Origin of the sequence: Streptosporangium sp. NBC_01810 (assembly GCF_035917355.1) — a bacterium.
GTDB lineage: Bacteria > Actinomycetota > Actinomycetes > Streptosporangiales > Streptosporangiaceae > Streptosporangium.
Window position 1 is genome coordinate 673,092 of sequence record NZ_CP109070.1, and the last position, 25,537, is coordinate 698,628.

Below are 25,537 nucleotides of genomic sequence, written 5' to 3' on the forward strand. Positions count from 1 at the left end.
CAGTGGAATAGACCGGAAAGTCGTTGATGTTCCGTTGAGAAACCGCGAATAACGGGAATCCGGCGCACGGATGCGTTTACGCTGTGGTGCGCCCTTGTTAATGTTGTGTAAACAGCGACCGGGAGAGGGGCGCCGTGGCCCGAGGTGAGCACTCGCCCGCATGTGCACGACGCTGGCGCGAGCAGGCGGCGTCCAGGCAGTGGACCCCCTGGCAGACCGCGCAGGCCATCCATGGCTGCTGCGGGGTGAGCCTGCTCAAGGCGCACCGTCTGGCCAGGGGATGGTCGGCCAGGCAGTCCGTTCAGGAACTGGAGGAGCTCTGTGAGCGCCAGGACCTGGGCGAGGCGCGGGCCAGCATCGACCTGCTCAACGCCTGGGAGAACAACCGGGCCAGACCGCGCCCGCAGACCATAGATCTGCTAGCCAGACTGTACCGCGCCAACGCCGTCAGGCTAGGCCTGGCCGGAGACTACTGCGAGGACGGCGGAGGCGCCAAGGTCGTGGTCGTCTCCGGCGGCGAGGGACGCCCGCCCTACCAGGCCGAGGAGCGGGAACGGTCCGAAGACGACATCGAGCGACGGGCGCTGTTCCACCACGCTCTGCTCGGCTCGCGGTCGGTGATGACGGGCCGGCTGCTGGCCGAGGTGGAGCGGACCCGCCAGGACCTGGACCGTACGCTCGCCATCGCCACCGTCTCCGAGGAGCAGCTCGACCGGCTCGACGAGCAGGTGCTGCGCTACCGGCGCGAGTACATCAGCAGCGCGCCGGTGCCGATGCTCTACCGGCTCATGCTGGAGCTGTCGGACGTCAGGACGCTCTCCCTGACCCGTCAGCCCGCGATGGCCCAGCGCCGCCTGCTCAACGCCACGGTCATGCTGGCACTGCTGTCGGCCGACGCGCTGATGAAGCTCGGCGACACCCGCCAGGCCCACGCCTGGTACAACACCGCGCGCACCGCCTCCGACGACATGGGCGACGTGCGGCTGCGCGCCCTGGTCCGGGCGCAGCAGGCGATGCTGCCGTACTACTACGGAGACCTGGCCGAGACCGTGCGGCTGGCGCGCGAGGCCAGGATGCTCGCGGGGAGCGCGCCCAGTTCCCCGGCGGCGCTCGGCGCGGCGGCCGAGGCGCGGGCACTGGCCCGGATGGGTGAGCACAAGGCGGCCAGGGTCGCGCTGGCCGAGGCGGAGCGGATCTTCGCCAGGATGCCCCCCGAGGGCCACGACCACCTGGCCTTCCGCTTCTCCGAGCGGCGGCTGCAGTTCTACCGGATCGGCACCCTGATCGAGCTGGGTGAGGACGTCGACTGGAAGCCGGGGCCCACGAGCCCTTCGGAACCGTACGCCATCGACCCGGTGCTGATCCTGCTCGACCAGGCCGCGCACCTGGTCCGCGACGGCAAGGTCGACGACGCCTGCCACCTGGCGGAGAAGGCACTGCTCCAGGTGCCGCTGGAGCACCGCACCTCCATCGTGCTCAACCGCGCGCGGGCGCTGCTGTCGGAGGTGCCGCAGACCAGGCACAGGGCGGCGGCGGTGCGCCGCCTGAACGACCTGGTCACCGGCGCGGCTCTGGTCAGCTGATGGGGTCGCTCGCCGAGGAGGCGTTCACAGTCCTACGGGAGGTCTGCGAGGATCTCGGCATCGACCACAGGGACGCGGAGCTGCTGCGGGTGCGCAGCAACGCCGTCTTCAAGCTGCGCAGCGAGATCGTGGTCAGGATCGCCACCGCGCCCAACGCGCTGACCCGGCTGCCGCTGGTCCTCGCGGTGGCCCGCTGGCTCGCCGAGCAGGGTTTCCCCGCGGTGCGCCCGGCCGACGAGATCTCCGAGCAGCCCGTGGTGCACGAGGGCAGGGTCGTCACGTTCTGGCACTACGTGCCGGCCAGCGGCCGCCCCACCACCACGGAACTGGGTGAGATCCTGCGCAGCCTGCACCTGCTGCCGGTGCCGCCGGTGGCTCTGCGGCGTTTCGTCGACCCGTTGTGCGAGGTGCGCCGCGCTGTAGACCGCTCAGAAGAGCTCACCCTCAGCCAGCGGGCCTGGCTGCGCGACCGCATCGCGGAGCTGACGGAGCGCTGGCTGGACCTCGGCGTGGACGACGAGCCGGTGCTGCTGCACGGTGACGCCTGGATCGACAACCTGCTGCGCTGCACGGACGGTCATGTGGTGCTCTGCGACTGGGACGGCGTCTCGGTCGGCCCCCGCGAGTGGGATCTGGTCCACACCTACCACGGCCAGCGGCGCTTCGGGCTGACCGCCGCCGACGTGGACGCGTTCGCCGACGCGTACGGCAGCGACCTGCGTTCCTGGCCGGGATACTCCACTCTCATGGAGGTCAGGGACATCTACGCGGTGGGCATCCACATCCGCAACGCCGCCGCGGATCCCTTCTCCCGGCGCGAATTGCCCCGCAGGCTCGATTCCCTCACCCGGGGTGAACAGCATGCTCGCTGGTACATGGCCGAACCCGCTAGTGTCTCCCAATAAAGACCTTCAAACGGGGGCAGAACATGCCAAAGGTCACGCTTCGCAATACCTTTCACGTCCGCAACACCCCGGAGGTGCTACGGGCCCACCTGAGCCGGCCGCAGAGCTACATAGGACTCTCGCCCATGGTGGTCGCGGTCAAGGACGTCGAGCAGGGGGAGGCCGAGACCCGTTACACCTCGGTGGAACGCTTCAGGTTCCTCGGCTTCGTCAAGTACGACAACATGATCAAGGTGACGTTGCGGAACACAGCGCGGACCGTGGAGGGCGAGGTCGACAGCCCCGGTGGGGTGCGCATGGACTACCGGTTCACCCTCAGTGAGAAGGACGGGGGCACCGAGGTTGAAGACATTCTCGTGGTGCACGCCTGGGCCAGGCCGCTGCTCGGCTACGCCGCGAAGAAGGCCCGCGAGGTGCAGCTCGCCCGCGCCGGGATCCTGGCCGCACGCCTGGGCGCCGCCTCCTAGACTCCGTCGGCCGGGGCGGGACGGGTGAGGGCGCCCACGGTCACCGGGAAGGTGATGGCGATCCTCGGCGCGTTTCTGCCGGGAGACGTGAGGCTGACGCTCACCGAGATCTGCCGCCGGGCCGAGCTGCCTCCCGCCACCGGTCACCGGCTGGTCAAGGAGCTGGTGGAGGGCGGCTTCGTGGAGCGGCTCCCCGACGGCTCCTACCGGGTCGGGATGCTCCTGTGGCGGATCGGCGCCCAGGCGGCGGAGCCGCGGGAGCTACGGGAGCTCGCCCTGCCGTACATGGAGGACCTCTACGCCGCGACCCGCGAGAACGTGCAGCTCGCGGTGCTCCGCGACGACCGGGCGCTGTACCTGGAGCGACTGCGCGGGCCCACCTCCGTGCCGATCGTCTCGCGGGTGGCCGGAGGACTGCCGCTGCACGCGACCGGGGTCGGCAAGGTCCTGCTGGCCTTCGCGGACCCGGAGACGGTGGAGCGGGTGCTCGCCAGGGAGCTCACCCCGCACGCGCCCAACACGGTGGTGGACCCCGCGCGGCTCCGTACCGAGCTGGAGGAGGTCCGCCGGACCGGGATCGCCTGCACGCAGGAGGAGATGTCGGTGGGCACCTGCTCGGTCGCGGTGCCGGTACGGGGGGCGGGCGGCCGGGTGGTGGCGGCGCTGTCACTGGTGGCCTGGCGGCACAACGCCGACCCGCGCCGGCTGGCACCCGCCGTGCTGACCGCGGCCGGGGCCCTCTCCCGGGACCTCGCCGCCCTCCGAAGGTGACGGGTTTCCGCTGACAGGTTTCCGGTGATGGGTTTCCGCTGAACGGAAGAGCGGCGCGTGCGGGGGTGAACCGTGCGGAATGCTCGACGCATGCGAACTCAGGTCGGGATCGTCGGGGCGGGCCCCGCCGGGCTGCTCCTCTCCCATCTGCTCCATCTGCGGGGCATCGACTCGGTGGTCCTGGAGGCACGGAGCAGGCAATACGTCGAGCAGCGCGTGCGGGCCGGGGTGCTTGAGCAGGGCACGGTGGACGTGCTCAACGAGGCGGGCGTCGGCGACCGGATGCGCGCCGAGGGACTGCCGCACCACGGCATCGAGCTGCGGTATGGCGGGGCCGGGCACCGCATCCCCTTCGAGAGGCTCGTCCCCGGCCGGGCCATCACCGTCTACGGCCAGCAGGAGGTCGTCAAGGACCTCGTCGCCCGCAGGCTGGCCGACGGAGGGAGGATCCTCTTCGACGTCCCCGACGTCGCCCTGCACTCGCTGGAGAAGGATCCCTACCTCACCTTCCAGGGCGAGCGCCTCGACTGCGACGTCATCGCCGGGTGCGACGGCTTCCACGGCGTCTCGCGGAGGTCGATCCCCGAGGGCGTCCTGTCGGTCTTCCAACGGGACTATCCCTTCGCCTGGCTCGGCGTCCTCGCGCGGGTCCCTCCGTCGGCCAAGGAACTGATCTACTCCCATACCGAGCGGGGCTTCGCGCTGCACAGCATGCGCTCCGAGGAGATCAGCCGCTTCTACCTGCAGGTTCCCCCGGACGCCTCGCTCGACGACTGGCCGGACGAACGGATCTGGGCCGAGCTTCGGGCACGCCTGGAGACGGTCCCCGGGTTCACGCTGGCCGAGGGGCCGATCATCTCCAGGGACGTGTCGGCGATGCGCTCGTTCGTCGCCGAGCCCATGCGCCACGGCAACCTCTACCTCGCCGGGGACGCCGCCCACATCGTGCCGCCCACCGGAGCCAAGGGGCTCAACCTGGCGGTCGCGGACGTCCGGCTGCTGACCGCAGCCCTGGCCGAGTTCTACGCGACGGGCTCCGCGGACCTGCTGGACGCCTACTCCGACAGCTGCCTGAAGCGGGTCTGGCGCGCACAGCACTTCTCCTGGTGGATGACCACGCTGCTGCACACCTTCGACGCCGACGACGCCTACGGGCGGCGCCTGCAGATCTCGCACCTCGACTACGTCACCTCCTCAGCGGCCGCCGCGACCACGCTCGCGGAGAACTACGTCGGCCTGCCCTTCGACTTCGGAGCCCGCCCGTGACCCACCCAGATCCGCACCCGCACCACCTCACCCCCGGCTATCTCAGCACCCTGCTCCGCGCCCCCTCGTACCCGCCGGTGCGACCCGCCCTCGACCCGGAGGCGGCGGAGCTGCTCGACCCGGTCTACGGCCATCGGCCGGTCGGGCCGCTGGACCACGACCTGACCAGGCAGCACGCGGGCGAGCCGATCGGCGAGCGCGTCATCGTCACGGGCCGGGTCCTCGACAGCCGGGGCCAGGCGGTGCCGAACACGCTGGTGGAGGTCTGGCAGGCGAACGCCACCGGCAGGTACGCCCATCCGGTGGACCGGCACCCGGCCCCGCTCGACCCCAACTTCACCGGTTTCGGCCGCTGCCTGACCGACGCCGAGGGCCGCTACCGGTTCGTCACGATCAAGCCGGGTGCCTACCCCTGGCGCAACCACCCCAACGCCTGGCGTCCGGCGCACATCCACTTCTCGATGTTCGGCGCCGCCTTCACCCAGCGGCTGATCACCCAGATGTACTTCCCCGGCGACCCGCTGTTCGCCTACGACCCGATCTTCCAGTCGGTCCCGGAGCCCAAGGACCGCGAGCGGCTCATCTGCGCCTTCGACCTTGACGTCACCGAGCCCGAGTGGGCACTCGGCTACCGCTGGGACGTCGTGCTGGGCGCGACCCCGTTTGAGGAGGAGTGATGTCGCAGACCCCGTCGCAGACCGTGGGGCCGTTCTTCTCGTTCGCCCTGTCGTACGCCGAGGGACCCCTCGTCGTGCCGGCGGACCATCCGGACGTGATCGAGTTGCGCGGCCGGTTGCTGGACGGCGCGGGCGAGCCGGTGTCCGACGCGCTGCTGGAGATCTGCCAGCCGGGGTTGTTCGGCCGCTGCGAGACCGAGGCCGACGGCTCCTACCACTTCCGCACGGCCAGACCCGACGGCTACATCCCGCTGCTGATCTTCGCGCGCGGCCTGCTCAAGCCGGTCTGGACCCGGATCTATCTCACCGCGGAGGCGCCGTTCCCCGCCGAGGTGGATCCGTCACGCCGGAGCACGCTCGTCGCGGTGCCCGAGGGGGAGCGGGCCTACCGGTTCGACGTCCGCCTCCAGGGGGACGGCGAGACGGTGTTCTTCGCCTACTGATCCCGGTGCTCGCCGGGGCGGACGAGGCCGTGCTCGTAGTCTCGCGCTCAACCAGCGGGCTCCTCCCCGGTGGCCCGTGTCGTCAGCGGGAACGAGGCACTGACGCGGTAACCGCCGTCCGGCAGAGGTCCGGTGGCGAGCCGCCCGTGGAAGAGCGCGACCCGCTCCCGCATGCCGATCAGACCGTGCCCGGCGCCCCGGGGTCCGGTATGGCCGTGGCGGGGGCCGTCGTCGACGACCTCCAGGCTGAGCGTGCGAGGCCGATGGGAGACGGTGACCGTGACGCGTGCGGGACCCGCGTGCTTGAGCGTGTTGGTCAGCGCCTCCTGGATGATCCGGTAGGCCGACAGCTCCAGCCCGGCCGGGAGCGGCCGCGCCTCGCCCTCCACGGCCAGCTCCACCTCCAGGCCGGCGCCGTGTACCTGCTCCACCAGGTCCTCCAGCCGGGCCAGGTTGGGCTGCGGGGCCAGCTCGTCCTCGTTGGAGTCGGTACGCAGCAGGCCGAGCATGCGGCGGAGCTCCTCGACCGCCTCTCGGCCGGCCTCCTCCACCACGGTCAGCGTCTCGCGTTCGACCAGCTGGTCGGGGCGGAGCATCAACCTGGCCGCGCCGGCCTGCATGACCATGACGCTGACGCTGTGGGCGACCACGTCGTGCAGCTCGCGGACGATCCGGGTGCGCTCCTCGGCCACGGCCTTGCGGTCGAGCAGCTCGCCGCGTTCCCGTGCCTGGATCGCGACCTGCCGGTGCCGCCACACGGCGAGGCCCGTGCCGCCGGCGATCGAGGTCATCACCACGGCCACCGCCAGGTCCCGGGGGATGGAGGGATGGTCGCCGGCCAGCATCATCGACCCGACGAAGAGCCCGGTGACCACGAGCCCGATCGCGATCCTGGGATCTCGCGGGGGAGTCTCGCTGACCAGGGTGAACAGCAGGATGAGCTGGACGTGGAACTGCCAGGCGGCGGAGAGGTCGCCGAGGTGCGCGAAGCTCACCGCGCTCACCAGCGAGTAGACGGCCAGGATCGTGAGCGGGGCACGGCGCCGTACGAGCACCAGGCCCGCCGCGGCCAGCACCGCCGCCGGCAACCACCAGGACTGCTCATGGCCGAAGGCCGACGTGCGCTCGCTGAGCTCCTCGGTGAGGCCGAACGCGGCCGTGACCGCCGCGATCAGCCAGTCGACGGCGCTGGGCGCGAAACGGCGACTCATGACGCGAGGGCAGGGGGGTGCGGCATGACGTGAGGGTAAGGGGCGGAAAGGAGGCCTGACATCCCTCTGGGGGTGGATTGCGGTTCAAGGCGGGCCCTGATGCGGGGGCCCCGATACCGGTCCTCTGATATCGGTCCTCTGATATCGGGGTCCCGATACCGGGACCCTGATAGGGCCCGCCCTACCGTCGTCGGTCCTCGTGCAGGTCAGGGGGCCGGTGCGGTGGGTTTCCCCGGAGGGGTGGCGTCCCCCTGCCCCGGGGGCCCTACGGGATCACTCAGGGGTGGCCGGGGGCTCTCTCCGATATTCCGGGACCTTGATCGTCGCCATCGTTGAGGCATGGGAAGTCAGGCGCTCACCGGATCCAGGATGATCTTCGGCGGCTACGCGGCGATCGGTGCCGGGGCCGTCACGATGCTCGGGCTGCACGTGGTCACCGGCCTGGACCCGGTGCACACGGTGATCAGCGAGTACGCGTTCGAGGCGGACGGCTGGCTGCTGCTCCTGTCGCTCACGCTCTTCGCCGCCGCCGCGACGATCATCGGGACCATGCTGGCCCGGCGGGGCGAGGACCGGGCCGCCGCCCTGCTGGTCGGACTCTGGGGCCTGTGCATGCTGCTGATCGGCGCCTTCCCCACCGACGAGCCCGGCGTGCCGCTGTCGATGTCCGGTGGCATCCACAGGTACGCGGCGTTCGTGGCCTTCCTGACGATGCCGATCGCCGGACTGCTCCTGGTCAGGCGGCACGCGGCCGGCCCGTACGCCCGCGCGATCCGGCTGCTCAGCCTGGCCTCCTTGGGAGTGCTGGTCCTGGTGGTCCTCCCGTACGTGGTGCGGATGGCCGGCTTGGACCTGACGGGCGACGACATCCCCGCCGGGGTGACGCAGCGGCTGGTGGTGGGCTTCGAGGTGGCGGTGCTGGCCATGCTGGGCCTGGTGGCCGGAACCGGATACGGCCGTACCCGCCGCCCGCTCCCGGTGACCGCTCGCGCCTGACCCCTCGCGATCCGGGGTGATGTGCTCCTGGTCCTGGGGTGACGTGCTCCCGGCCTTGGGGGATGCGCTCCCGGTCCTGAGGGCGGCCGGAGCGAGAGGGGCCTGCCGCCGACCGACGACCCCGCCGCTACTTTCCTGACTTTTCATTATTTGTCGTACGGCTGCCCTACGCTCCGGAAGCGTCGATCAACAGAGAGGGTGGAGCATGGCCGCGCGGAGCACTTACCTGGAACTGTCCGAGGACGGCGGGAGCTCGCACAAGTTCTACGAGGTGGTGCTCGACGGAACCCAGGTGACGATCAGGTACGGCCGCATCGGCGAGTCCGGCCAGTCCAAGATCTCGGCCTTCGCCAGCGAGGCGAAGGCCGAGGCGGCCGCCGCGAAGAAGATCAACGAGAAGGTCCGCAGGGGTTACGCCCCCGCGGTTCAGGGGGTGCGCCAGCGCCGCGCGGTCACCCGGCGCAGTGTGGAGAGCGCCCGCTCCACCGCCACCCAGGCGCCGGTGCTCTGGCGCTTCGCCAGCGGCGCGGCGGCGTTCGGCATCTTCGTCGACTCCGAGCGCTGCTGGGTCGGCAACCAGCGCGGCGATGTCTACACCGTCACCCACGGCGGCACCGTCACCGGTCGCTTCCGGCTGCCCGACGGGGTCAAGTGCATCGTCGGCGACGACTTCTGGATCTACGCGGGCGCCGACGACGGCAAGGTCTACGACCTCGGAGGCAAGGTCCCGAGGGTCGCGTACGAGATCGCCGAGGACGTCGACATCTACTGGCTGGACATCCACGACGGCGTGCTGGGCGTCTCCGACCGGGCGGGGCGGATCACCACGATCGACCACGAGGACGAGTTCCAGTGGGCGCGCAAGGGCAGGGGCGACTCGGCCTGGATGGTCCGCTGCGACGACGAGGCCGTCTACCACGGGCACTCCACCGGGGTGGCCCGCTACGACGCCGCCGACGGAGCGCCGGTCTGGGAGACGCCCATCAACGGCGCGGTGCTGTTCGGCTGGCAGGAGGCCGGATCGGTCTACGCGGGAACCTCGCGCGGCGCCGTGCACCGGCTGCGCAAGTCGGACGGCGCCGGCCAGGCGGTCTACCGCTGCGACGCCACGGTCTTCTCCTGCGCCACCGCCCCCGACGGCCGCTACGTCTTCGCCGGTGACAACCACTCCTCGATCTACTGCTTCGACCAGGGCGGCGAGCGCCTGTGGAAGCTGGCCACCGGCTGCGGCTCCGCCTTCTCCATGCAGTACCTCGACGACCGCCTCTACATCGTGACCACCGACGGCACCCTGGCCTGCATCGACGCGAGTGAGGAGGCGATCAGCGCGGCCCAGGGGGGTACCGTCCCCAAGCCCGTCGACGTCAAGGCATCGGCCGGGCTGGCGGTGGTGGAGCCCACCACCGTGCTGGAGACCGTGGTGCTCGACACGGTCTCGCACACCGGCGACGGCGTGGTGGTGGAGTGCTTCCGCGAGGGCGAGCGGCTCAGGGTGCGGGTGGTCAGCGAGGGCTACGACGTGCGGCGGAACGTGCAGTTCCCCAAGGGCGTGCGCGAGGTCGGGGCCCGCTACCTCGTCGAGGGCGTCCGCTTCTCCGAGAGGGGCGGTTTCTACCGCGCGTACGGCGACATCAGGCGCCTGCTCTGACCGCGAGGGCGAGGCGGCCGGTTCCCCACCCGGCCGGTCCCCTGGCTAGGCACTTGTCGGCCGCGGGGTTCACGATGTCGCGCGCCCCGCTGTAGACCCACTGCTGGGTGGCCAGCAGTGGGTCTACAGCGGGGCGCCCACCCGGTACGGATCAGGGGCGGCCGCCGGAGCCGTCGAGCCCGGCGCGGCGCAGGGCGTCGGCCATCGCGCCGCTCGGCGCGTTACGCTGCCGACCCCCGCGGTCTTGCCGCTGCCGGTCGCCGCGCCCCTGCCCGCCGCCTTGGCCGCCACTCTGCCCGCCGCCTTGCCCGCCACTCTGCCCGCCGCCCCGCTTGCCGCCGCCGTCACCCTGGCGCTGACCCCCGCCGCCCTGCTGGTCGCGCTGGTCGCGCGGTCCTCGCGGGCCGGAGGGCTTGACGTCGTCATCCAGTCGCAGGGTGAGCGAGATGCGCTTCCGCGGGATGTCGATGTCGAGCACCTTCACCCGGACGATGTCACCGGGCTTGACCACCTCGCGCGGGTCCTTGACGAAGTTGTGCGACAGCGCCGACACGTGCACCAGGCCGTCCTGGTGCACGCCGACGTCGACGAAGGCGCCGAAGGCCGCCACATTGGTGACCACGCCCTCCAGCAGCATGCCGGGCGAGAGGTCGGAGAGCTTCTCCACGCCCTCCTTGAAGGTCGCCGTCTTGAAGGCCGGGCGCGGGTCACGGCCCGGCTTCTCCAGCTCGGAGAGGATGTCGGTGACGGTCGGCAGCCCGAAGGTGTCGTCCACGAACTCCTGCGGGCGCAGGGTCCGAAGCACCGTACCGTTGCCGATCAGGGTCGTGATGTCGCCGCCGGTGCTCCGCAGGATGCGCCGCACCACCGGATACGCCTCCGGATGCACGCTGGAGGTGTCGAGCGGGTCGTCGCCGCCGCGGATGCGCAGGAAGCCCGCGCACTGCTCGAAGGCCTTCGGGCCGAGCCTGGCCACATCCTTCAGCGCCTTGCGGGAACGGAACGGGCCGTTGGCGTCGCGGTGCTGGACGATGTTCCCCGCGAGCCCGGAGGTGATGCCCGAGACCCGGGCGAGCAGCGGCGCCGAGGCGGTGTTGACATCGACGCCGACCGCGTTCACGCAGTCCTCCACCACGGCGTCGAGGGAGCGGGAGAGCTTGGTCTCGGCGAGGTCGTGCTGGTACTGGCCGACGCCGATCGACTTGGGGTCGATCTTGACCAGCTCGGCCAGCGGGTCCTGGAGCCGCCGGGCGATCGACACGGCGCCGCGCAGCGACACGTCCATGCCGGGCAGCTCCTGCGAGGCGAACGCCGAGGCGGAGTAGACCGAGGCGCCGGCCTCCGACACCACGATCTTGGTCAGCCCGGGGATCAGCTTCACCAGCTCGCCCGCGAGCTTGTCGGTCTCGCGCGAGGCGGTGCCGTTGCCGATGGAGACGAGCTCCACGTCGTGCTTCTTCGCCAGCGCGGCGAGAGTGGCCAGCGACTGGTCCCACTGGCGGCGCGGCTCGTGGGGGTAGATCGTGTCGGTGTCCAGCACCTTGCCGGTCGCGTCGACCACCGCGACCTTCACGCCGGTGCGCAGCCCCGGGTCCAGCCCCATGGTCGCGCGGCTCCCGGCGGGCGCGGCGAGCAGCAGGTCGCGCAGGTTGGCGGCGAACACGCGGACCGCCTCCTCCTCGGCGGCCTGCCACATGCGCGTCCGCAGGTCGATGCCGAGGTGGACGAGGATGCGGGTGCGCCAGGCCCAGCGGACCGTGTCGGCCAGCCACGCGTCGGCGGGCCGTCCCCGGTCTACGATGCCGAAGCGGTGCGCGACGCGGCCCTCGTAGGTACCGGTGGGCTCGGGCTCCGGCTCCAGGGTGAGGCCGAGGATCTCCTCCTTCTCCCCCCGGAACATCGCCAGGATCCGGTGCGAGGGCAGCTTGGTGAACGGCTCGGCGAAGTCGAAGTAGTCGGAGAACTTGGCACCCTCCTCCTCCTTGCCCTCGCGGACCGCCGCGACCAGGCGTCCCTTCGTCCACATCCGCTCGCGCAGCTCACCGACCAGGTCGGCGTCCTCGCCGAACCGCTCGACCAGGATCGCGCGGGCACCGTCAAGCGCGGCGGCGGTGTCGGCCACCCCTTCGCCGACGAACGCCGCCGCCGCGGCCTGCGGGTCGACCGACGGGTCTGCCAGCAGGCCGTCGGCGAGCGGTTCGAGCCCCGCCTCCCTGGCGATCTGCGCCTTGGTCCGCCGCTTGGGCTTGTAAGGAAGGTAGACGTCCTCCAGACGGGCCTTGGAGTCGGCTGCCATGATCTGTGCCCGCAGGGCGTCGTCGAGCTTGCCCTGACCGTCGATCGATTCCAGGATCGCGGTGCGTCGCTCCTCCAGCTCCCGCAGATAGCGCAGCCGCTCCTCCAGCGTGCGCAGCTGCGTGTCGTCGAGCATCTCGGTGGCTTCCTTGCGGTAGCGGGCGATGAACGGCACGGTGGCACCGCCGTCGAGCAGGTCCACCGCCGCCCGCACCTGTCGCTCGCGCACACCCAGCTCTTCGGCGATCCGCTGATGAATAGACGTGGTCACGATCTCTCTTCCTTCTTGATGGCGGTCCCCAAGCTACCGCCTCACTCCCCGGCGGGCCGGAGGGCTGGGGGACCAATCACGCGAGAGCCGGAAAAGAACCGGGTGAGAGCCCGGCGCGCACGGTCACCGGCCGCCTTCGAGATCGGTGTCGGGGATCCAGGAGCCGTGGATCCCCCCGGGGACGCGCCGGGGCAGCTCGACCGTGGCGATGGGGGCCGCGGCGATGTCCCCGGCGTCCAGCACCAGCAGTTCCGAGGTGTCCCTGGCGAGGTCGCCGACCACGGTGAGCAGGTAGCCGTCGTCCTCGCGGGTGCCGCCTGCCGACGGTACGAAGACCGCCTCGCCCGGCATTCGGTCGCGGCCGGTGGGGGCGATCCGCCGGGTGCCGGTCGCGCGGTCGTACTTGACGATGGCGTGGTCGGTAAGGTCGGAGCAGGGGAAGGCGACCGCGTAGTGGTAGCGGTTGAGCCGGCCCACCACTTCCACGAGGCCTCCCAGCCGCCGCGGTCGGTGCGGGGACCCTCCACGACGATCCGCCCGCCGGCGCCCTCGTAGGCGTTGGCGACGTGCAGCAACGCGCCGGGCTCGACGTCGTACCAGGTGACGGTGGCGGGGCCGGTGCGGGGCATGACACCGATGCGCGGCGCGTAGGTGTCGCTCCATCGGTAGGGGATGCCGGACGGCTCGGACGGGTCGAACACCACCGACAGGTCCATCCGGATGACGTGGTTCTCGGTGATGCCGAAGTCGTGCATCAGGGACGGTCCCGCTCCCTCGATCACCTCGGTCCGGATGATCTTTCCCTCCGCCGAGGCGACGTAGTAGATCAGGTGGGGCGGGAACGGGGAGTACGCGAAGAAGTGCAGCTCGCCGGTGACCGGGTCCTCCTTTGCGGAAGTAGCGGCCGGACAGCTCCGGCGGCAGGGTGCCCCGCACGGTGAGCTCGCGCGAGGTGATCTCGTCGGCGACGGGGGCGAAGTGGCCGGCTGATGTAGGGCTTGGCGTTCATGCGTTGCTCCTTGCGGTGTGGGAGGTGGTGGTGCGAGTGGAGGGAAGGGCGAGAAGGGGGATCGGGGAAGTCGCCCCGTGACCGCCTGCGGATTCTGGCCGGGGCGTATCGCGGGTGGGCCGTCGGCGATCCACACCGCTACCTGCTGTTGCAGGGGGTGCCGCTGCCGGGCTACACCGCGCCGGTCGACACCGTGCTGCGGGCACGGGCGACCCTGGGCCCGTTCCTGAAGGTCTTCACCGACGGGAGGCCAAGCCCGGCGGTCCTGCCCGTCGTGGAGCAGATGGAGGTGTGGGCGCGCAAGGAGCCGGCCGTCGCGTCATGGGTGGCCCAGGAGGGAGGGGTGCCCGAGGGCGAAGGCGGCGGAGCCGCCGGGCGGGCCCTGGCCGGGGCGGTCCTCGCCTGGTCCCTCATGCACGGCGTGGTCAGCCTGGAGGTCGCCTCGCAGTTCGGCGGCATGGGCCACGACCCGCGCATCCTCTTCGAGGCCCAGGTGGAGACGCTCGCGGACTCGTTCGGTCTCGGCTGACCGGGAGCGGCTGCCTCAGCCACCGCCGGGCGTTGCTCGGACACGCCCGCCGAGCATTGATTGCGGACGGGCGCGGTGTGACTACCGCTTTCTTTCGGTCGCGGCGAGTTTCTCGAGCGCGGGGCCCGTGAGCCGGTACCTCTCCCATTCGTCGAGAGGTTCCGCGTCGAGCGACCGGTAGAAGTCGATGGCGGGGGTGTTCCAGTCGAGCACCGACCATTCGAATCGGCCGTAGCCGCGTTCCACACAGATGCGGGCCAGCTCGGCGAGCAGTTCCCTGCCGTACCCGCCACGCCGGTGCTCGGGGTGGACGAAGAGATCTTCGAGGTAGACCCCGTGCGTGCCGGTCCAGGTCGAGTAGGAGACGAACCAGATCGCGAACCCCGTGACCTTGTCCCCGTCGGTGGCCATGTGGCAGAACACGCTGGGAGAGGGGCAGAAAAGCGTCTCGCGGAGCAGATCCGGGGTGTTCTTGACCTGGTCCGGCGCTTTTTCGTACTCCGCGAGGCCGTGGATCATGTCGATGATCGCCGGGATGTCGTCCGGCGTTGCGGGGCGAATCATGCTCGCAGTCTAGGGGCGGGGTACGGAAGGGCCGGGCCCACAAAGAGGATTTTTAGTAATAAAACGTGCTATATGACGCGGTGTGGCTGTACGGGTGGCTCCTCCCGTAAATTGTCTGCTGATCGAAGTGCAGGTCGTTGAGAGAGGCGGGTCACCATGTCGACAGAGCCCACGGGGGAGCGGTTGGCGGAACTGAGGCAGGCGTTCGCGGCCATCGACGCCGACGGTGACGGATTCATCACGGAGGCCGAGTTCCGCGGGCACTTCCCCGACCTGCCCGCGGAGGCCATCGGGTCGCTGAACCGGGACGGCGACTCCGACGGTGACGGCCGCTTCTCGTTCGAGGAGTTCGTCCGCCTGGTCTCCCGCGGCTGAGCCGCCCGCCCGCTCTCCTCGGGGAGCGGGCGTGTCCGGCTCGCGCCCCCGTCACAGGGCTGATCGCCGGAGGGCCGTCGGGATCAGCGTGAGACGGTGACGCTCTCGCCGGAGAGTTCGCGCAGTGACTCCTCGACCGTGGAGTTGATGGGAAACGCATCTCGCAGTCTGGTCAGATCGAGCAGACGGCTGAGGAATCCGTGCACGCCGACGAGGCGCAGCCAGCCCTTCCGCTCGTAGGCGCGCCGCAGGCTCGTCAGCAGCACCCAGATACCCGTGGAGTCGCAGAATCCCAGCCTCGTCGTGTCGACGACCAGACAGACATGGCCCCGCCTCATGAACTCCGCGAGCCGCTCCTCCAACAGCGGAGCCGAGGATTTGTCCAGATCGCCGACCAGGGTCACTACGGAGAACTGGGGATGTGTGTCCACGGTGACGGAAAGCCGAGTCATATCGCCCCGCTGTCTACGGCAGTTGGAGACAGCGCCCTGTCGGGAGCCGTGCAAGGACCGGTGCCATTGACACCACCGTACGCCCGTGGCTTGTGACAGTTCAACGGGTGAATGCGAACCGCCGGATGTCAGGACACCACCCGACGCGAAGTGGGACCTGCTCAGGGAGGCGCTGTTTGTCCATTCCGCAGTGTGTTCGGCGGTCGTCGGTGGGAACCCGGTCACCGTCCGCGGGCGGGGCGGCCTGCCCTTCCACGGCCTCGTGGGGACGGGAAAGGGCGGGCGGCCCCGGTGATCGCGGAGACGGCACAACGGGCTGTCACGCGAACGTGACTCCGTTCCAAGCGTGCTTGCCAGGCCCTACGAGGCGGACAACGAGTTCGTGGCCGGCTGCCCTGCCGTGAGCGTCTGCCGCAGTGGCTTGCCGACGCTGGGCGCCGAGGTGATTCCTTCCGGCGCTTCCTGGACGTCCACCGGGTTGATCCGGCAGCCGTGCTCGTCGTGGTGATCGGCATCGGCGTCGTCGAACCACACGCCGCCGTCCGCGAGATAGCGGAAACGGATGGGCTGCCGTGCGGGGACGGTCAGGCTCACCTGGTAGGTGCCGTTCTCCTTGCGTTGCATGGGATGGGCGTAGGGGTCCCAGCCGTTGAAGTCGCCGACCAGTGAAACCCCCCCGCCGGCCGGGCTCTCCGCTATGGTGAAAGTCAGCTTGACCTGGCCGTTCTTGGTCGGCTTACCGCGCTTGATCACTGAAATCCTCCTGACATCACTGTCTCCGTGCGTAACGTGCCGTGATCTCGGTTGCGGAAAGACGTGAAGATCACGCCAACTACCGGATCGCGCCGACAGGGACGTGACGCGACCGGGAGGCCGACGCCCGGTCACGGCCGAGCCGTCGATCCCATATGGATCGTTACCGCCCGTAGCGGCGGGACAACCCGGGCAAGCTGACTTTTGATCGGCATCACGTCCGACCTTGACCCGGGCATGGCGGTTGGCCGATCCACGGTCGGAGACGGGTCGGGCGTCGGCCAGGATGGTGGGGTGGACATAAGGCCGATCTCCCCGTCGTCGCTGGTGGCGGAAGTCGTTGACAGGGTCGCCGTGGAGCCCGGCGACTCCTGGGTGCGCGTCGCACTCGACGGAGCGCCGGCGGCGCGGCCGGGGGATCTCGCCGACGCGCTGGCCGACCCGCTCCGGCTCCGCGGCCGGGAGGTGCTCCGGGTCTCCTCCGCCGACTTCCTGCGCCCGGCCTCGCTCCGCTTCGAGTACGGCAGGACCGACCCCGACTCCTTCTACACCGACTGGTTCGACTACAAAGGGCTGGTCCGCGAGGTCCTGGGGCCGCTCGCTCCCGGCCGGTCGGGGAAGGTGCTGCCCACGCTGTGGGACAGCGTGGTCGACCGGGCCACCCGCGCACCCTACGTCACCGTCCCCTCCGGCGGGGTGCTGCTGCTGGACGGTCCCCTGCTGCTGGGCAGGGGGATGCCGTTCGACCTGACCGTGCACCTGAGGCTCTCTCCGGGCGCGCTCGCCCGGCGCACCCCGGACGAGGAACGCTGGACACTGCCCGCCTACGCGCGCTATGAGGCGGAGGTCGCACCGGCGCAGGTCGCCGACATGGTCGTCCGCGTCGACGATCCGAGACATCCGGCCCTGGTCACAGCGCCGTGAGCCGTCTCGTGGCAGGGCGGGCCGGACACGAAGGCTGGACACGAAGGCTGGACACGAAGGCTGGACACGAAGGCTGGACACGAAGGCTGGACACGAAGGCGGGGCGGGAACGAGGGACGGACACGAGGGCCGGACACGAAGGCGGGGCGCGTCCCCCGACACGCCCCGCCTTTGGATCATCCAGCGGCTCAGCTAGACGCCCGCGCGCGAGGGCATCCTGCCCTCGGAGTACGTGCCGTGGAGCATCTCCTGCTCCGTCGGCCGCATCTCGTCGTGGTGCTCCTCCATGCGCAGCGCGAGCCCGATCCCGAAGAAGGTGGGCGCCCACTCACCGATGAAGATTCCCCACCGGTCCGCCCGGTCGATCCCCGCCTTCTCCGCCGAATTCGATGCCAGCCACGCCGCGAAAGACAGGCCGACCGAGGCGATTCCGGCGATGTACATCGCGCTGGACTTGACGCCCATCTTGTGAAGCGTACTGATCATTTCATCCCCCTGATGGTGGTTCGCTCTTATGGTTACCCAGGGAGACTGTAGATAACCAGTTGTGACGAACCACAGGTAGATGCTTCTCCTGGCCTGTGAGTGCGCTGCTCCGCTCACTCCTCGCCGAGACGTTTGAGGAGGCCTTCACGCCTGGCGTCGAGCTCACTGACGAGGATCTCCTGCTCGTCGGCCTGGTTGATCATCATTGATCGCTCGACGGGGTCGGTGGGGCCGACCTCTCCGACCTGCCGACGCATCTCGGCGACCTCGTTACGCAGTCTCTCCAGATCCTCTTCGACCTGCCGTAGTTCTTCCTGAAGGCTCATTTGCTGTCCATACCCCTGCTTTCGGCCTCGACTCCCGACCTTGGTCGTCTCGCCGGGCCCGTCACTCCCACTCCGCGACCACCGGTGATCCAGGCGCCTCTCCGTCGCGACGGGAACCTGACCGGGCCGGCCGGTGTACCTCCCGCATGAGACGAATTCTTGTCGGTCAAGTGGTCAGTCATCGTCCTGGTCGCCGTGGTGGTCCCGGCCGTGGTCGTCCCGGTCGTTTCTGTCGTCCCGGTCATCCCGGTCGTCCCGGTCATCCCGGTCGTCCCGGTCGTCCCGGTCGTCCCGGTCGTCCCGGTCGTCCCGGTCGTCCCGGTCGTCGTCGTCCCTGCCGTTGGCGGCACGGTCGTCGTCGGTGTCGTCGTCCGCGACCTCCCGGTCCTGCTCCAGGATCGCGCCGGTGGTGGCGTCGACGTCGAAGTCGTGCTCGACATCGCCTTCGCGGAGCTCGACCTCCCAGTTGGCGGGCGTCTCGTCGCCGTCGAACTCGACCTTGACGAGCTTGGCGCCGGGCACCTTCTCCTGAGCGATCCTGACGGCCTCGTCCCGCGAGATCCCGGCCTCCTCCTCGCCGGGCGCGGGAGTCGCGGGGGTGCTCTCGGTGCCGGGCGTCGGATTCACCGGCGCGGGAGTCGTCGCACTGCCGCTGGGGGCCGGGGTGGGCGTCGTGGTTCCGGCGGAGGCGACCGCGCCACCTCCGGCGATGACGGCGAGGAGTCCGGTGGCGGCGATGGTGAGTTTCGTAGTGTTTCGCATGTCCCCGAGCTTGCCGGGGACCCCGTTAGCGCCACGCTGCGCCAACCCTAAACGCAGGTTAAGGTCCGCCGAACCGGTTCGGCGGACGCTCTCGCCCGCCGCGGGGGAGAGCGGGCCGAGCCCCTCGCGGGCCGGCAGGCCATGAGGGCGGCAGGCCGTGCCGATCACTGGGGCCGGGCTGAACCTGGCGGGTCGGGATGTTCTCCATGACGACACGTACGCTCTCGCTTCGGGGCAGTAGCGTCGGCGAGGTTTTGGAGGTGGGGTTCCTGGGTTAGAAATGAGCTGTAAAGGAAGATTTGTCGGTATATGCACATGCGATTGCAAGTGCAGACGCAAGTGCGCGTCCAGTAGGGCTGTGTGATTCACGCCGTATATGTGAAAGTGTGGCACCGTAGGAAGGTGCGACAGGGAGCCGACATGGCCAGACAGACCGCCGAAGACAGCGGCGCGCAGGGCGGCGTTCTCACCTACGCGGGTGGTGGTGGTCCCACCGTCCTGCGGATTCTTCTCGGTGCCCAGCTGCGGAGGCTGCGCGTCGCCAAGGAGATCACCCGAGAGCAGGCCGGTTACGCCATCCGCGCCTCTCATGCCAAGATCAGTCGGCTGGAGCTCGGGCGGGTCGGTTTCAAGGAGCGCGATGTCGCGGATCTGCTGACGATGTACGGGGTGACCGATACCGAGGAAAGGGCCTCGCTGCTGACCTTGGCCCGTCAGGCCAACGCCCCCGGCTGGTGGCACAAGTATGGCGACCTGCTCCCCAGCTGGTTCGAGGTCTACGTCGGGCTCGAAGAGGCGGCCTCGACGGTCCGGACCTATGAGGTGCAGTTCATCCCCGGCCTCCTACAGAGCCCCGAATACGCGCGGGCCGTCATCATGCTCGTGCACGGTGGCGCCTCGGCGGGTGAGGTCGACCGCCGAGTCTCGCTCCGTATGGCCCGTCAGAAGCGCCTGACCAGGCCGGATGCTCCGACACTCTGGGCCGTGATGGACGAGGCCGTGCTACGGCGACCCATCGGTGGGCCGCAGGTGCTGCGCGCCCAGATAGACCACCTGCTCGAAATCATCGAGCTGCCCAACGTCAAACTGCAGATCATGCCGTTCGACCGGGGCGGCCACGCCGCGGCGGGTGGACCGTTCTCCATCCTGCGCTTCCCCGGGCGGGACCTGCCCGACGTGGTCTACCTGGAACAGCTCACGAGCGCCCTCTACCTGGACAAGCTCGACGAGATCGACCACTACATACAGGTCATGGACCGCCTGTGCATTCAGGCCTACTCCCTCGCCGAGAGCAAGAGGTTCCTCGGGGACCTGCGTGAGGAGCTCTCGGGCTGATGCCCGGCACGTGGGTCACTGCCCGCCGGCGTCGGCCCGATTTGATGGGTTTTGAGAAGGATTGTGACGCTTGACGGCTTGAGTCCGCCTTAATTGTCGATCAGATGATATGTCGTTTCATGATCTGAACTGCTGGCTGCTCGTCTACCATTCGGGAAAGAGTGGTGAAGGCGAGGATATGACTGAGCGCGAGCAGGCTTCACCGGGAATCGACCCCACGATCCCGAGTGTGGCCCGTATGTACGACTACTACCTGGGAGGCAAGGACAACTTCACCTCCGACCGGGCTGCCGGCGACAGGATCATTGAGCTTGTCCCCAACGTGAAGGACGTGGCGCGTTCCAACCGCGCCTTCCTCGGGCGCACCGTGCGGCATCTCGCCGCCGCGGGGATCCGCCAGTTCATCGACATCGGCACGGGCCTGCCGACGCAGGAGAACGTGCACCAGGTCGTCCTCCGCGAGGCGCCCGACTCCCAGATCATCTATGTCGACAACGATCCCATCGTGCTCGCGCACGCCCGCGCGCTGCTCGCCGACAACCCGCAGACCACCGTGATCCCCGGGGACCTGCGGGAGCCGGATGTGATCCTGGATCACCCGGACGTCCGCGAGCGCATCGACTTCGACCAGCCGGTCGCCGTCCTCATGGTCTCCATCCTGCACTTCGTCGCGGATGACAAGGAGGCCGCCGACATCGCCACCTCCTTCGGGCGGCGGCTGGCCTCGGGCAGCCACGTGGTGATCTCCCACGTCACCTCCGGCGACCTCAGCGAGGAGCAGGTCCGTCAGGGGCGTGCTGTCTACGGCACGACCACCGCGGGCGGCGTCTTCCCCCGCACCCTCACCCAGATCCGCGAACTGTTCGACGGGCTGGAGGTGCTCGAACCCGGTCTGGTGCCCGTCTACGACTGGCGGCCCGACCCGAGTGACGTCGTCATCGCGCCGGGAGCCGGTGCCGTCACGGTGGGCGCCGTCGGCCGGGTTTCCTGACCGGTGACCCACCCACATTCCGAACCTTTGCCACCCGGCACGGCAAGGTCCAGTGGATGGACCAGGCACCGGAGTACACCCCCCATCTCCGTCGGGGAGTCGTGGACCGTGAAGTCCCGTCAGGGAGTCTGCCTGATCAGGCAAACCACTCTCGGTTCACCCCCATTAGAGGCATGATCGCGTGTCACGTCGAGCTTTCATGTTCAGTAGATGTGCGAGCCACGGTATTTCTGTCAGAGATTTTTTATCTAGCACTACTAGAGTCGGCGGGATGTCCATAAGCGGCCTAGCGAGAAGCCGCTCCCCTCAGGGGCGGAGGAGTCACAAAGGGAGCGTCGTGAGCGCGACGACATCGGCTGATCGTCACGGTCGCCCGCGAACCGGTCGAGACGGAGGGCGAACTTTATCCCTGAATGAAATGGATGCGGCATTGCCTGTGGATTCGCCGGTCCGTAGCATCCGTCACATGTCCATCACGCGTGAGTTCGCCTATGCCTCGTCCTCGCGTCCCGCTGACGGCGAGTGCGTGTGGTACCGCTCCAAGGGTGACGTCTTCGACCTGATCCGTACGGGCAGCGATGGGGACTTCCGGTATCACGCCTTCCACGCCCGCGACGGCCGCTATCTCCAGGCGTTCGCCTCCTGGCAGGACGGCATGGAATGGATCAGGGAGCGCGTCGAGAACGAATAAGACAAGCCAGAGGTCAGGCACGATCGGGCGCGGCAGCTGGGAGGTGGAGGAGGCGCTGATCCAGAACGGGGTGTCCAGGGCCAGCACGCCCAGTAGCAGGTCCGCGCCGCCGACCCGGAACTCGCCCCGGGGGTAGCACATGGGCGAGCTGCCGTCGCAGCAGCCGCCGGACTGGTGGAACATCAACGGGCCGTGTCGTTCGTGGAGCACGGTCAGCAGTTCCTCGGCGGTGGGGCTGAGCCGCACCCGCTCCACTCGGAGCGGGCCTCGTCCTCCGAGTCGAAGGTCGTCACCGAGACGACCGGCCCGAAGATCTCCTCCTGGAAGACGCGCATGTCGTTGCTGCCCTTGAAGATCGTCGGCTCGATCTCGGCCCCCAGGGCCGGGAAGCTGACATCTCAAGTCCGGCGGCTCCGGCGGGCGGGACACTCCCGGCAGGCGTTGCCTGCCTTACCCGCCGTTCGTCTCCCGCGATGCCGTCCCCGGGCGGCTGGACGACGGCTGGGGCGTCCGGGTGGCGGGGGAGATCAGGAGGCAGCCGCCACCGGGCGTGAAACCCTGGCCGGTCCCGGTGCGGGTTCTACGGCTGTTCCAGGCAGGGAGCATCGGAGATGCCCACCGAGAGTTCCTTGCCTGAGGCGCCCAGCACGCGGATGGAGTTGGTGTCGCCGAAGTAGGCGACCTCGGCTGCGGCGTCGCAGATCTCCTTGGCCGTGGCCGACTCGTCGTCGGTCAGGGAGGTCTCGATCGACACCGAGGTACACTGCCCCGCCACGGTGACCGACCGGACCCTCTCCTGTCGTACGTGCTGCTCGACCTTGTCGGCGACCTCCCCGCAGGACGCCTCGGCGGGCGGCGCCGTCGTCTGAGCGTTCCCGCTCGGACTGTCCGCGACGGGCGCGTCGTCCTCCCCGCCGCCACACCCGGACAGTAGGAGAGCGGCTGCGGCCACCAGGATCAAGTGCCTACCAGAAGTCATGAACGTGACGGTATGTCCGCCCCCTTGCGGGCCACTTTCCGGCGAACAGCGACGCGCCCTCCAATCTGCGGGGTCATCATCAGGGCATGGTCGTAGGGCTCGTTCGAACCCTTCATCCAGCCCTTCGCGAGAAGCGCCGACTCGACGGCGTCCTCGAAGACCTTCTCTTGATGCACGAGGGCACGATCACTTGCCCTTCTCCGAGTTTTGATCACTGTGAGCATCTGGAGGGTTACGAAATTCGGTCGAAGACCTGCGAGACGCCTGGTCGTACAGTGAAGATATGGGCGTGTTGACTGTTGATCTCGATGCCAAGGCGGAGAAGGCTCTGAACGAGCTGACTTCCGATGGCCGTTCGGCGACCGAAGCCGTTCGCGAAGCGCTCGTCATCGCTCAGCGTCTCCACCGTATGGAGTGGGCCCGAGTCGCAGCCAAGAGGCTGGCCAACGACCCCGCAGACAGGGCCGAAGCGGAAGCGATCATGAGAGACACGGAGCACCTGCGTGCGTGGTGACGTGTATCGGCTGCGTGCTCCTCGTGACGCGATGGCCCATGAGTAACGAGGTGAGCGTTTCCCGGTAATCCTCCAGTCGGACTTCTTGGCTCATCTCCCCACCGTGCTCATCGCCCCGACCTCGGCGAGTGCGCCTCCCGCCCTTTTTCGCCCCGAGGTCGAACTCCTCGGCAGGTCGCGTCCACGGATGTGGTGTACGAGCATCCGAATCCGGTAGGCCGGTCACGGTGGAAAAGCGTGGCGTCGTCCGTGGGGAAAAGCGCGGCGAGGGTGGCGGAGTGGTTCAGGGCCGCTCGTCGGTGTCGCGTCGTGCGGGGTCGAAGGTCAAAAGCGCGCCGAGGACCGTGGAGTGGCCCCAGACCGCCCATCGGTACGGGTCCGCCGCGGTGCGGAAGGGTTCGGGGCCGCTCCTCGCCGCTGCTCGCCGCCGCCTCGTGCGGGGCTCTCGCCGTGCGGGGTACGAAGGTCCGCGGGGCGTCCGGTCACGGGTCGCCCTCGGCTGGGCGCGGGGACGAATCGGGCCTTCCACCACGAAAAGCGGCCCACCCGAGGGGGTGGGAGTGGCGCCTTCCTTGATCGGGGTGAATCCGCACGCCCCCAGCGTGCCAACTCATCCAGATCATGGAAAATCCCCGATCGTCACCACCACGGCCCCGCCTCCACGCCCGCCATGACCCGCTTTGCCCCCTCCCGGAGCTCCACCGGCCCGCCCCCCTGTCACCCACACCCGGCCAATGCCCGCCACCACCCCGCACGATGCGTTACCGGTGAGCGGCCCCCAACCACTCCACGGCCCTCGCCGCGCTTTTGACCTCCCACCCCGCACGATGCGACACCGGTGAACGGCCCCACACCACTCCACCACCCTCGCCGCGCTTTTCCCCACGTGCTACGCCGCGCTTTTCAATGGCGATCAGCCAGGCGCGACGCAGGTACCGATCTCAAACACTCGTACACCACCTGCGCGGACGCGACCCCTCGGCAAGCAGACGTGGATCATGGTCGAGCAGACCATGGCTGTCGCCCCACACCGCCTGGGTGACTTCGCGGGACGTCTGGACCCAGCCGAGATCGAAGAGGTCGATGACGCCCTGCACACCGTCCTTGGCATGCTCCAGTAGAGAGGACGCGGAGCACAACGAGCCTGCTTCCTCTGTCGTGATCTCACACGAGCCGGGATCGTGACAGAGGAAGTAGGGTGTCAGCCTTGGTGGCCGCGGTCGAACTCGTTGGCCTTCACGCCGTTGATGAAGGCATCCCACTCGGCGGGGGTGAAGAAGAGCTTGGGGCCTTCGGGGTCCTTGGAATCGCGTACGGCGATCAACTCGGGGTGCTCGGCCTTGTGGCCGGGAGCGTCGACGACATCCTTGAGTTCCGCGACCTCAACGCAGTTTCCGCCGTTGTCGCCGGTCCAAGTTGACTTACGCCATTGAGCTCTTCTCAGGTCCATCTTTCCTCTGCCGTCCTTTTGATGAGGTCTATCGACATGCGTAGCGGCAACGCCTCGGTCCTGATGGACTCAAACTTCCGGATGGCGTAGCGGACTTCTTCGTGATCATTGACGGTGAGTCCATGTAGAGCCGTGTCCACGTACGCTACATCGATTCCACCATCAAAGGTCGCGATGGTGAACCCGCTGAGCAGACCCGGATGCATCCCGTGGGGAATCACCTGGATGCTAAGCGCGGGACTGATTATGGAACACAGATACTCCAGTTGCCCTCGCATGTCCTTGGGTTCGCCTATTGGTCGATAGAGAACGGCCTCATCGATGACGCACCGGAAGATCGGAGGCTGTGGGTCCTCCCGGGTGAGGATAGCCTGACGTTCCAGGCGGGCTCGTAGGGCTACCTCGTCGCCATGCATTACCACGCGGGCGTAAGCCTCGGTCTGAAGCAGCCCTGGAACCAGAAGAGGTTCGTAGGCGCGCAGTTCGGTTGCCTCTGGTTCCCTTGCCCTCCACTTACCGAACCACGACGGGAACTGTTGTGCTTTTCGCCAGTCGAGAAGGCGGCGGAGGGCGCCGCCCGTGTTGAGGACCTTGTCGCAGGCGTCGGCGAACTCGGGGCTGGCCGGAAGCTGGCCGGTCTCCACCCCGCTGATCAGGGACTCGCTGAAGTGGATCTTCTCGGCCAGCTGACTCTGGGTGAGCCCCGCCGCTTTCCGGTAGTGCTTCAGCTCTCGGCCCCATATTGCCTGAGGTGTGTAGAGGTCGATCACGATGCCCTCCTTGCCGGAATTCAACAACGGCCGTGCGAATCCCCAACGCTCGTCGATGGTAACCGTTCGACTACCAAGCGTAGCCATATCGCGG

Annotated in this window: 29 protein-coding genes and 4 pseudogenes; 17 read left to right on the plus strand and 16 right to left on the minus strand. The window is 68.9% G+C overall.

Going from position 1 to position 25,537, the window contains the following annotated elements; translation table 11 throughout:
• Nucleotides 1–134 precede the first annotated feature (134 nt).
• From OIE13_RS03085 to OIE13_RS03115, 7 genes are all read left to right on the plus strand, one after another.
• Nucleotides 135–1,583 (plus strand): helix-turn-helix domain-containing protein, encoded by a 1,449-nt coding sequence (locus OIE13_RS03085; RefSeq protein WP_326643343.1) that lies wholly within the window; start codon nt 135–137, stop codon nt 1,581–1,583.
• Entirely contained in the window at nt 1,583–2,488 is a 906-nt protein-coding gene (locus OIE13_RS03090) for a phosphotransferase enzyme family protein (RefSeq protein WP_326643341.1), read from the plus strand. The genes OIE13_RS03085 and OIE13_RS03090 overlap by 1 nt, the downstream gene beginning before the upstream one ends.
• A gap of 23 nt (nt 2,489–2,511) precedes the next feature.
• A complete protein-coding gene (locus tag OIE13_RS03095; RefSeq protein ID WP_326643338.1) occupies nt 2,512–2,955 on the plus strand; it encodes an SRPBCC family protein in 444 nt (147 codons plus the stop codon).
• 24 nt (nt 2,956–2,979) lie between these two features.
• Nucleotides 2,980–3,726, plus strand: coding sequence for an IclR family transcriptional regulator (locus OIE13_RS03100; RefSeq protein WP_326643336.1), 747 nt, complete (start codon nt 2,980–2,982; stop codon nt 3,724–3,726).
• A gap of 90 nt (nt 3,727–3,816) precedes the next feature.
• On the plus strand, nt 3,817–4,992 hold the full coding sequence (locus OIE13_RS03105; RefSeq protein WP_326643334.1) for a 4-hydroxybenzoate 3-monooxygenase: 1,176 nt from the start codon (nt 3,817–3,819) through the stop codon (nt 4,990–4,992).
• Entirely contained in the window at nt 4,989–5,669 is a 681-nt protein-coding gene (gene pcaH / locus OIE13_RS03110; RefSeq protein ID WP_326829491.1) for a protocatechuate 3,4-dioxygenase subunit beta, read from the plus strand. The genes OIE13_RS03105 and pcaH overlap by 4 nt, the downstream gene beginning before the upstream one ends.
• The gene (locus OIE13_RS03115) at nt 5,669–6,112 is read left to right on the plus strand and encodes a protocatechuate 3,4-dioxygenase subunit alpha (protein WP_326829492.1); all 444 of its coding nucleotides are present in this window, start codon (nt 5,669–5,671) and stop codon (nt 6,110–6,112) included. The genes pcaH and OIE13_RS03115 overlap by 1 nt, the downstream gene beginning before the upstream one ends.
• 47 nt (nt 6,113–6,159) lie before the next feature.
• On the opposite strand, the gene OIE13_RS03120 is transcribed toward OIE13_RS03115, so the two are convergent.
• Nucleotides 6,160–7,323, minus strand: a complete 1,164-nt coding sequence (locus OIE13_RS03120) for a sensor histidine kinase (RefSeq protein ID WP_326643328.1) — start codon at nt 7,321–7,323, stop codon at nt 6,160–6,162.
• Nucleotides 7,324–7,662: 339 nt separating this feature from the next.
• Between OIE13_RS03120 and OIE13_RS03125 the strand changes: the two genes are divergently transcribed.
• Nucleotides 7,663–8,319 (plus strand): DUF998 domain-containing protein, encoded by a 657-nt coding sequence (locus OIE13_RS03125; protein WP_326643326.1) that lies wholly within the window; start codon nt 7,663–7,665, stop codon nt 8,317–8,319.
• Between the two features lie 205 nt (nt 8,320–8,524).
• A complete protein-coding gene (locus OIE13_RS03130) occupies nt 8,525–9,967 on the plus strand; it encodes a WGR domain-containing protein (RefSeq protein ID WP_326643324.1) in 1,443 nt (480 codons plus the stop codon).
• A 151-nt stretch (nt 9,968–10,118) separates the two neighbouring features.
• Here the strand turns inward: OIE13_RS03130 and OIE13_RS03135 are convergent, their stop codons facing one another.
• The 3 genes and pseudogenes from OIE13_RS03135 to OIE13_RS36540 all read right to left on the minus strand — a co-directional run.
• Nucleotides 10,119–12,533: a Tex family protein gene (locus tag OIE13_RS03135; RefSeq protein WP_326643322.1), complete on the minus strand. Its 2,415-nt coding sequence runs from the start codon at nt 12,531–12,533 to the stop codon at nt 10,119–10,121.
• 123 nt (nt 12,534–12,656) lie between these two features.
• Nucleotides 12,657–13,019, minus strand: a complete 363-nt coding sequence (locus OIE13_RS03140; RefSeq protein ID WP_326643320.1) for a carotenoid oxygenase family protein — start codon at nt 13,017–13,019, stop codon at nt 12,657–12,659.
• Between the two features lie 29 nt (nt 13,020–13,048).
• Nucleotides 13,049–13,651: pseudogene (locus OIE13_RS36540) on the minus strand (carotenoid oxygenase family protein); the annotation flags it as partial.
• Between OIE13_RS36540 and OIE13_RS03145 the strand changes: the two are divergent.
• Nucleotides 13,541–14,071, plus strand: coding sequence for a TetR-like C-terminal domain-containing protein (locus OIE13_RS03145; RefSeq protein WP_326643318.1), 531 nt, complete (start codon nt 13,541–13,543; stop codon nt 14,069–14,071). The pseudogene OIE13_RS36540 and the gene OIE13_RS03145 sit on opposite strands and share 111 nt — an antisense overlap.
• An 81-nt stretch (nt 14,072–14,152) precedes the next feature.
• On the opposite strand, the gene OIE13_RS03150 is transcribed toward OIE13_RS03145, so the two are convergent.
• Nucleotides 14,153–14,635: a GNAT family N-acetyltransferase gene (locus tag OIE13_RS03150; RefSeq protein WP_326643316.1), complete on the minus strand. Its 483-nt coding sequence runs from the start codon at nt 14,633–14,635 to the stop codon at nt 14,153–14,155.
• A gap of 156 nt (nt 14,636–14,791) precedes the next feature.
• Here OIE13_RS03150 and OIE13_RS03155 point away from each other — a divergent pair, with 156 nt between their 5' ends.
• Nucleotides 14,792–15,010 (plus strand): EF-hand domain-containing protein, encoded by a 219-nt coding sequence (locus OIE13_RS03155; protein WP_326643314.1) that lies wholly within the window; start codon nt 14,792–14,794, stop codon nt 15,008–15,010.
• Between the two features lie 83 nt (nt 15,011–15,093).
• On the opposite strand, the gene OIE13_RS03160 is transcribed toward OIE13_RS03155, so the two are convergent.
• On the minus strand, nt 15,094–15,441 hold the full coding sequence (locus OIE13_RS03160) for an STAS domain-containing protein (RefSeq protein WP_326643312.1): 348 nt from the start codon (nt 15,439–15,441) through the stop codon (nt 15,094–15,096).
• Between the two features lie 381 nt (nt 15,442–15,822).
• A complete protein-coding gene (locus OIE13_RS03165) occupies nt 15,823–16,215 on the minus strand; it encodes an isoamylase early set domain-containing protein (protein ID WP_326643310.1) in 393 nt (130 codons plus the stop codon).
• 294 nt (nt 16,216–16,509) lie between these two features.
• Between OIE13_RS03165 and OIE13_RS03170 the strand changes: the two genes are divergently transcribed.
• Nucleotides 16,510–17,139 (plus strand): uridine kinase, encoded by a 630-nt coding sequence (locus OIE13_RS03170; RefSeq protein WP_326643309.1) that lies wholly within the window; start codon nt 16,510–16,512, stop codon nt 17,137–17,139.
• 192 nt (nt 17,140–17,331) lie between these two features.
• Here OIE13_RS03170 and OIE13_RS03175 read toward each other — a convergent pair whose 3' ends face one another.
• From OIE13_RS03175 to OIE13_RS03185, 3 genes are all read right to left on the minus strand, one after another.
• A complete protein-coding gene (locus OIE13_RS03175) occupies nt 17,332–17,625 on the minus strand; it encodes a hypothetical protein (protein ID WP_326643307.1) in 294 nt (97 codons plus the stop codon).
• A 113-nt stretch (nt 17,626–17,738) separates the two neighbouring features.
• Nucleotides 17,739–17,951, minus strand: a complete 213-nt coding sequence (locus tag OIE13_RS03180; protein WP_326643305.1) for a hypothetical protein — start codon at nt 17,949–17,951, stop codon at nt 17,739–17,741.
• A 174-nt stretch (nt 17,952–18,125) separates the two neighbouring features.
• Nucleotides 18,126–18,713 (minus strand): PepSY domain-containing protein, encoded by a 588-nt coding sequence (locus tag OIE13_RS03185; RefSeq protein ID WP_326829494.1) that lies wholly within the window; start codon nt 18,711–18,713, stop codon nt 18,126–18,128.
• A 420-nt stretch (nt 18,714–19,133) separates the two neighbouring features.
• On the opposite strand from OIE13_RS03185, the gene OIE13_RS03190 reads away from it, so the two are divergent.
• The 3 genes from OIE13_RS03190 to OIE13_RS03200 all read left to right on the plus strand — a co-directional run bounded on the left by OIE13_RS03190 (nt 19,134) and on the right by OIE13_RS03200 (nt 21,730).
• Nucleotides 19,134–20,048, plus strand: coding sequence for a helix-turn-helix domain-containing protein (locus OIE13_RS03190; protein WP_326643301.1), 915 nt, complete (start codon nt 19,134–19,136; stop codon nt 20,046–20,048).
• Nucleotides 20,049–20,226: 178 nt separating this feature from the next.
• The gene (locus OIE13_RS03195; protein ID WP_326829495.1) at nt 20,227–21,039 is read left to right on the plus strand and encodes an SAM-dependent methyltransferase; all 813 of its coding nucleotides are present in this window, start codon (nt 20,227–20,229) and stop codon (nt 21,037–21,039) included.
• Between the two features lie 466 nt (nt 21,040–21,505).
• Entirely contained in the window at nt 21,506–21,730 is a 225-nt protein-coding gene (locus OIE13_RS03200) for a hypothetical protein (RefSeq protein ID WP_326647130.1), read from the plus strand.
• 48 nt (nt 21,731–21,778) lie between these two features.
• On the opposite strand, the pseudogene OIE13_RS03205 reads toward OIE13_RS03200, so the two are convergent.
• The 4 genes and pseudogenes from OIE13_RS03205 to OIE13_RS03220 form a co-directional block, all read right to left on the minus strand.
• Nucleotides 21,779–21,985 (minus strand): annotated as a pseudogene (locus tag OIE13_RS03205) (DUF779 domain-containing protein); the annotation flags it as partial.
• Between the two features lie 8 nt (nt 21,986–21,993).
• Nucleotides 21,994–22,107 (minus strand): annotated as a pseudogene (locus OIE13_RS03210) (aldehyde dehydrogenase family protein); the annotation flags it as partial.
• 203 nt (nt 22,108–22,310) lie between these two features.
• Nucleotides 22,311–22,709 (minus strand): hypothetical protein, encoded by a 399-nt coding sequence (locus tag OIE13_RS03215; protein WP_326643298.1) that lies wholly within the window; start codon nt 22,707–22,709, stop codon nt 22,311–22,313.
• Nucleotides 22,706–22,885, minus strand: a complete 180-nt coding sequence (locus OIE13_RS03220; protein ID WP_326829496.1) for a hypothetical protein — start codon at nt 22,883–22,885, stop codon at nt 22,706–22,708. The genes OIE13_RS03215 and OIE13_RS03220 overlap by 4 nt, the downstream gene beginning before the upstream one ends.
• Before the next feature lie 107 nt (nt 22,886–22,992).
• Here OIE13_RS03220 and OIE13_RS03225 point away from each other — a divergent pair, with 107 nt between their 5' ends.
• Entirely contained in the window at nt 22,993–23,223 is a 231-nt protein-coding gene (locus OIE13_RS03225; protein ID WP_326643295.1) for a hypothetical protein, read from the plus strand.
• A 935-nt stretch (nt 23,224–24,158) separates the two neighbouring features.
• Nucleotides 24,159–24,344, plus strand: a pseudogene (locus OIE13_RS03230) (type II toxin-antitoxin system PemK/MazF family toxin); the annotation flags it as partial.
• 80 nt (nt 24,345–24,424) lie between these two features.
• On the opposite strand, the gene OIE13_RS03235 reads toward OIE13_RS03230, so the two are convergent.
• A complete protein-coding gene (locus tag OIE13_RS03235) occupies nt 24,425–24,673 on the minus strand; it encodes a DUF397 domain-containing protein (protein WP_326829497.1) in 249 nt (82 codons plus the stop codon).
• Nucleotides 24,664–25,443 carry a helix-turn-helix domain-containing protein gene (locus tag OIE13_RS03240; protein WP_326829498.1) on the minus strand — a complete coding sequence of 260 codons (780 nt, stop codon included), beginning with the start codon at nt 25,441–25,443 and terminating at the stop codon, nt 24,664–24,666. The genes OIE13_RS03235 and OIE13_RS03240 overlap by 10 nt, the downstream gene beginning before the upstream one ends.
• Between the last annotated feature and the right edge of the window lie 94 nt (nt 25,444–25,537).

Bases quoted from the DNA above. Each gene is read 5' to 3' on its own strand.
- OIE13_RS03155 (WP_326643314.1), top strand. From the start codon at position 14,792: ATGTCGACAGAGCCCACGGGGGAGCGGTTGGCGGAACTGAGGCAGGCG.
- OIE13_RS03175 (WP_326643307.1), bottom strand. From the start codon at position 17,625: ATGATCAGTACGCTTCACAAGATGGGCGTCAAGTCCAGCGCGATGTAC.
- OIE13_RS03105 (WP_326643334.1), top strand. From the start codon at position 3,817: ATGCGAACTCAGGTCGGGATCGTCGGGGCGGGCCCCGCCGGGCTGCTC.
- OIE13_RS03095 (WP_326643338.1), top strand. From the start codon at position 2,512: ATGCCAAAGGTCACGCTTCGCAATACCTTTCACGTCCGCAACACCCCG.
- OIE13_RS03190 (WP_326643301.1), top strand. From the start codon at position 19,134: ATGGCCAGACAGACCGCCGAAGACAGCGGCGCGCAGGGCGGCGTTCTC.
- OIE13_RS03225 (WP_326643295.1), top strand. From the start codon at position 22,993: ATGGGCGTGTTGACTGTTGATCTCGATGCCAAGGCGGAGAAGGCTCTG.
- OIE13_RS03090 (WP_326643341.1), top strand. From the start codon at position 1,583: ATGGGGTCGCTCGCCGAGGAGGCGTTCACAGTCCTACGGGAGGTCTGC.
- OIE13_RS03130 (WP_326643324.1), top strand. From the start codon at position 8,525: ATGGCCGCGCGGAGCACTTACCTGGAACTGTCCGAGGACGGCGGGAGC.
- OIE13_RS03115 (WP_326829492.1), top strand. From the start codon at position 5,669: ATGTCGCAGACCCCGTCGCAGACCGTGGGGCCGTTCTTCTCGTTCGCC.
- OIE13_RS03125 (WP_326643326.1), top strand. From the start codon at position 7,663: ATGGGAAGTCAGGCGCTCACCGGATCCAGGATGATCTTCGGCGGCTAC.
- OIE13_RS03145 (WP_326643318.1), top strand. From the start codon at position 13,541: ATGCGTTGCTCCTTGCGGTGTGGGAGGTGGTGGTGCGAGTGGAGGGAA.
- OIE13_RS03185 (WP_326829494.1), bottom strand. From the start codon at position 18,713: ATGCGAAACACTACGAAACTCACCATCGCCGCCACCGGACTCCTCGCC.
- OIE13_RS03120 (WP_326643328.1), bottom strand. From the start codon at position 7,323: ATGAGTCGCCGTTTCGCGCCCAGCGCCGTCGACTGGCTGATCGCGGCG.
- OIE13_RS03150 (WP_326643316.1), bottom strand. From the start codon at position 14,635: ATGATTCGCCCCGCAACGCCGGACGACATCCCGGCGATCATCGACATG.
- OIE13_RS03200 (WP_326647130.1), top strand. From the start codon at position 21,506: ATGTCCATCACGCGTGAGTTCGCCTATGCCTCGTCCTCGCGTCCCGCT.
- OIE13_RS03180 (WP_326643305.1), bottom strand. From the start codon at position 17,951: ATGAGCCTTCAGGAAGAACTACGGCAGGTCGAAGAGGATCTGGAGAGA.
- OIE13_RS03215 (WP_326643298.1), bottom strand. From the start codon at position 22,709: ATGACTTCTGGTAGGCACTTGATCCTGGTGGCCGCAGCCGCTCTCCTA.
- OIE13_RS03235 (WP_326829497.1), bottom strand. From the start codon at position 24,673: ATGGACCTGAGAAGAGCTCAATGGCGTAAGTCAACTTGGACCGGCGAC.
- OIE13_RS03195 (WP_326829495.1), top strand. From the start codon at position 20,227: ATGACTGAGCGCGAGCAGGCTTCACCGGGAATCGACCCCACGATCCCG.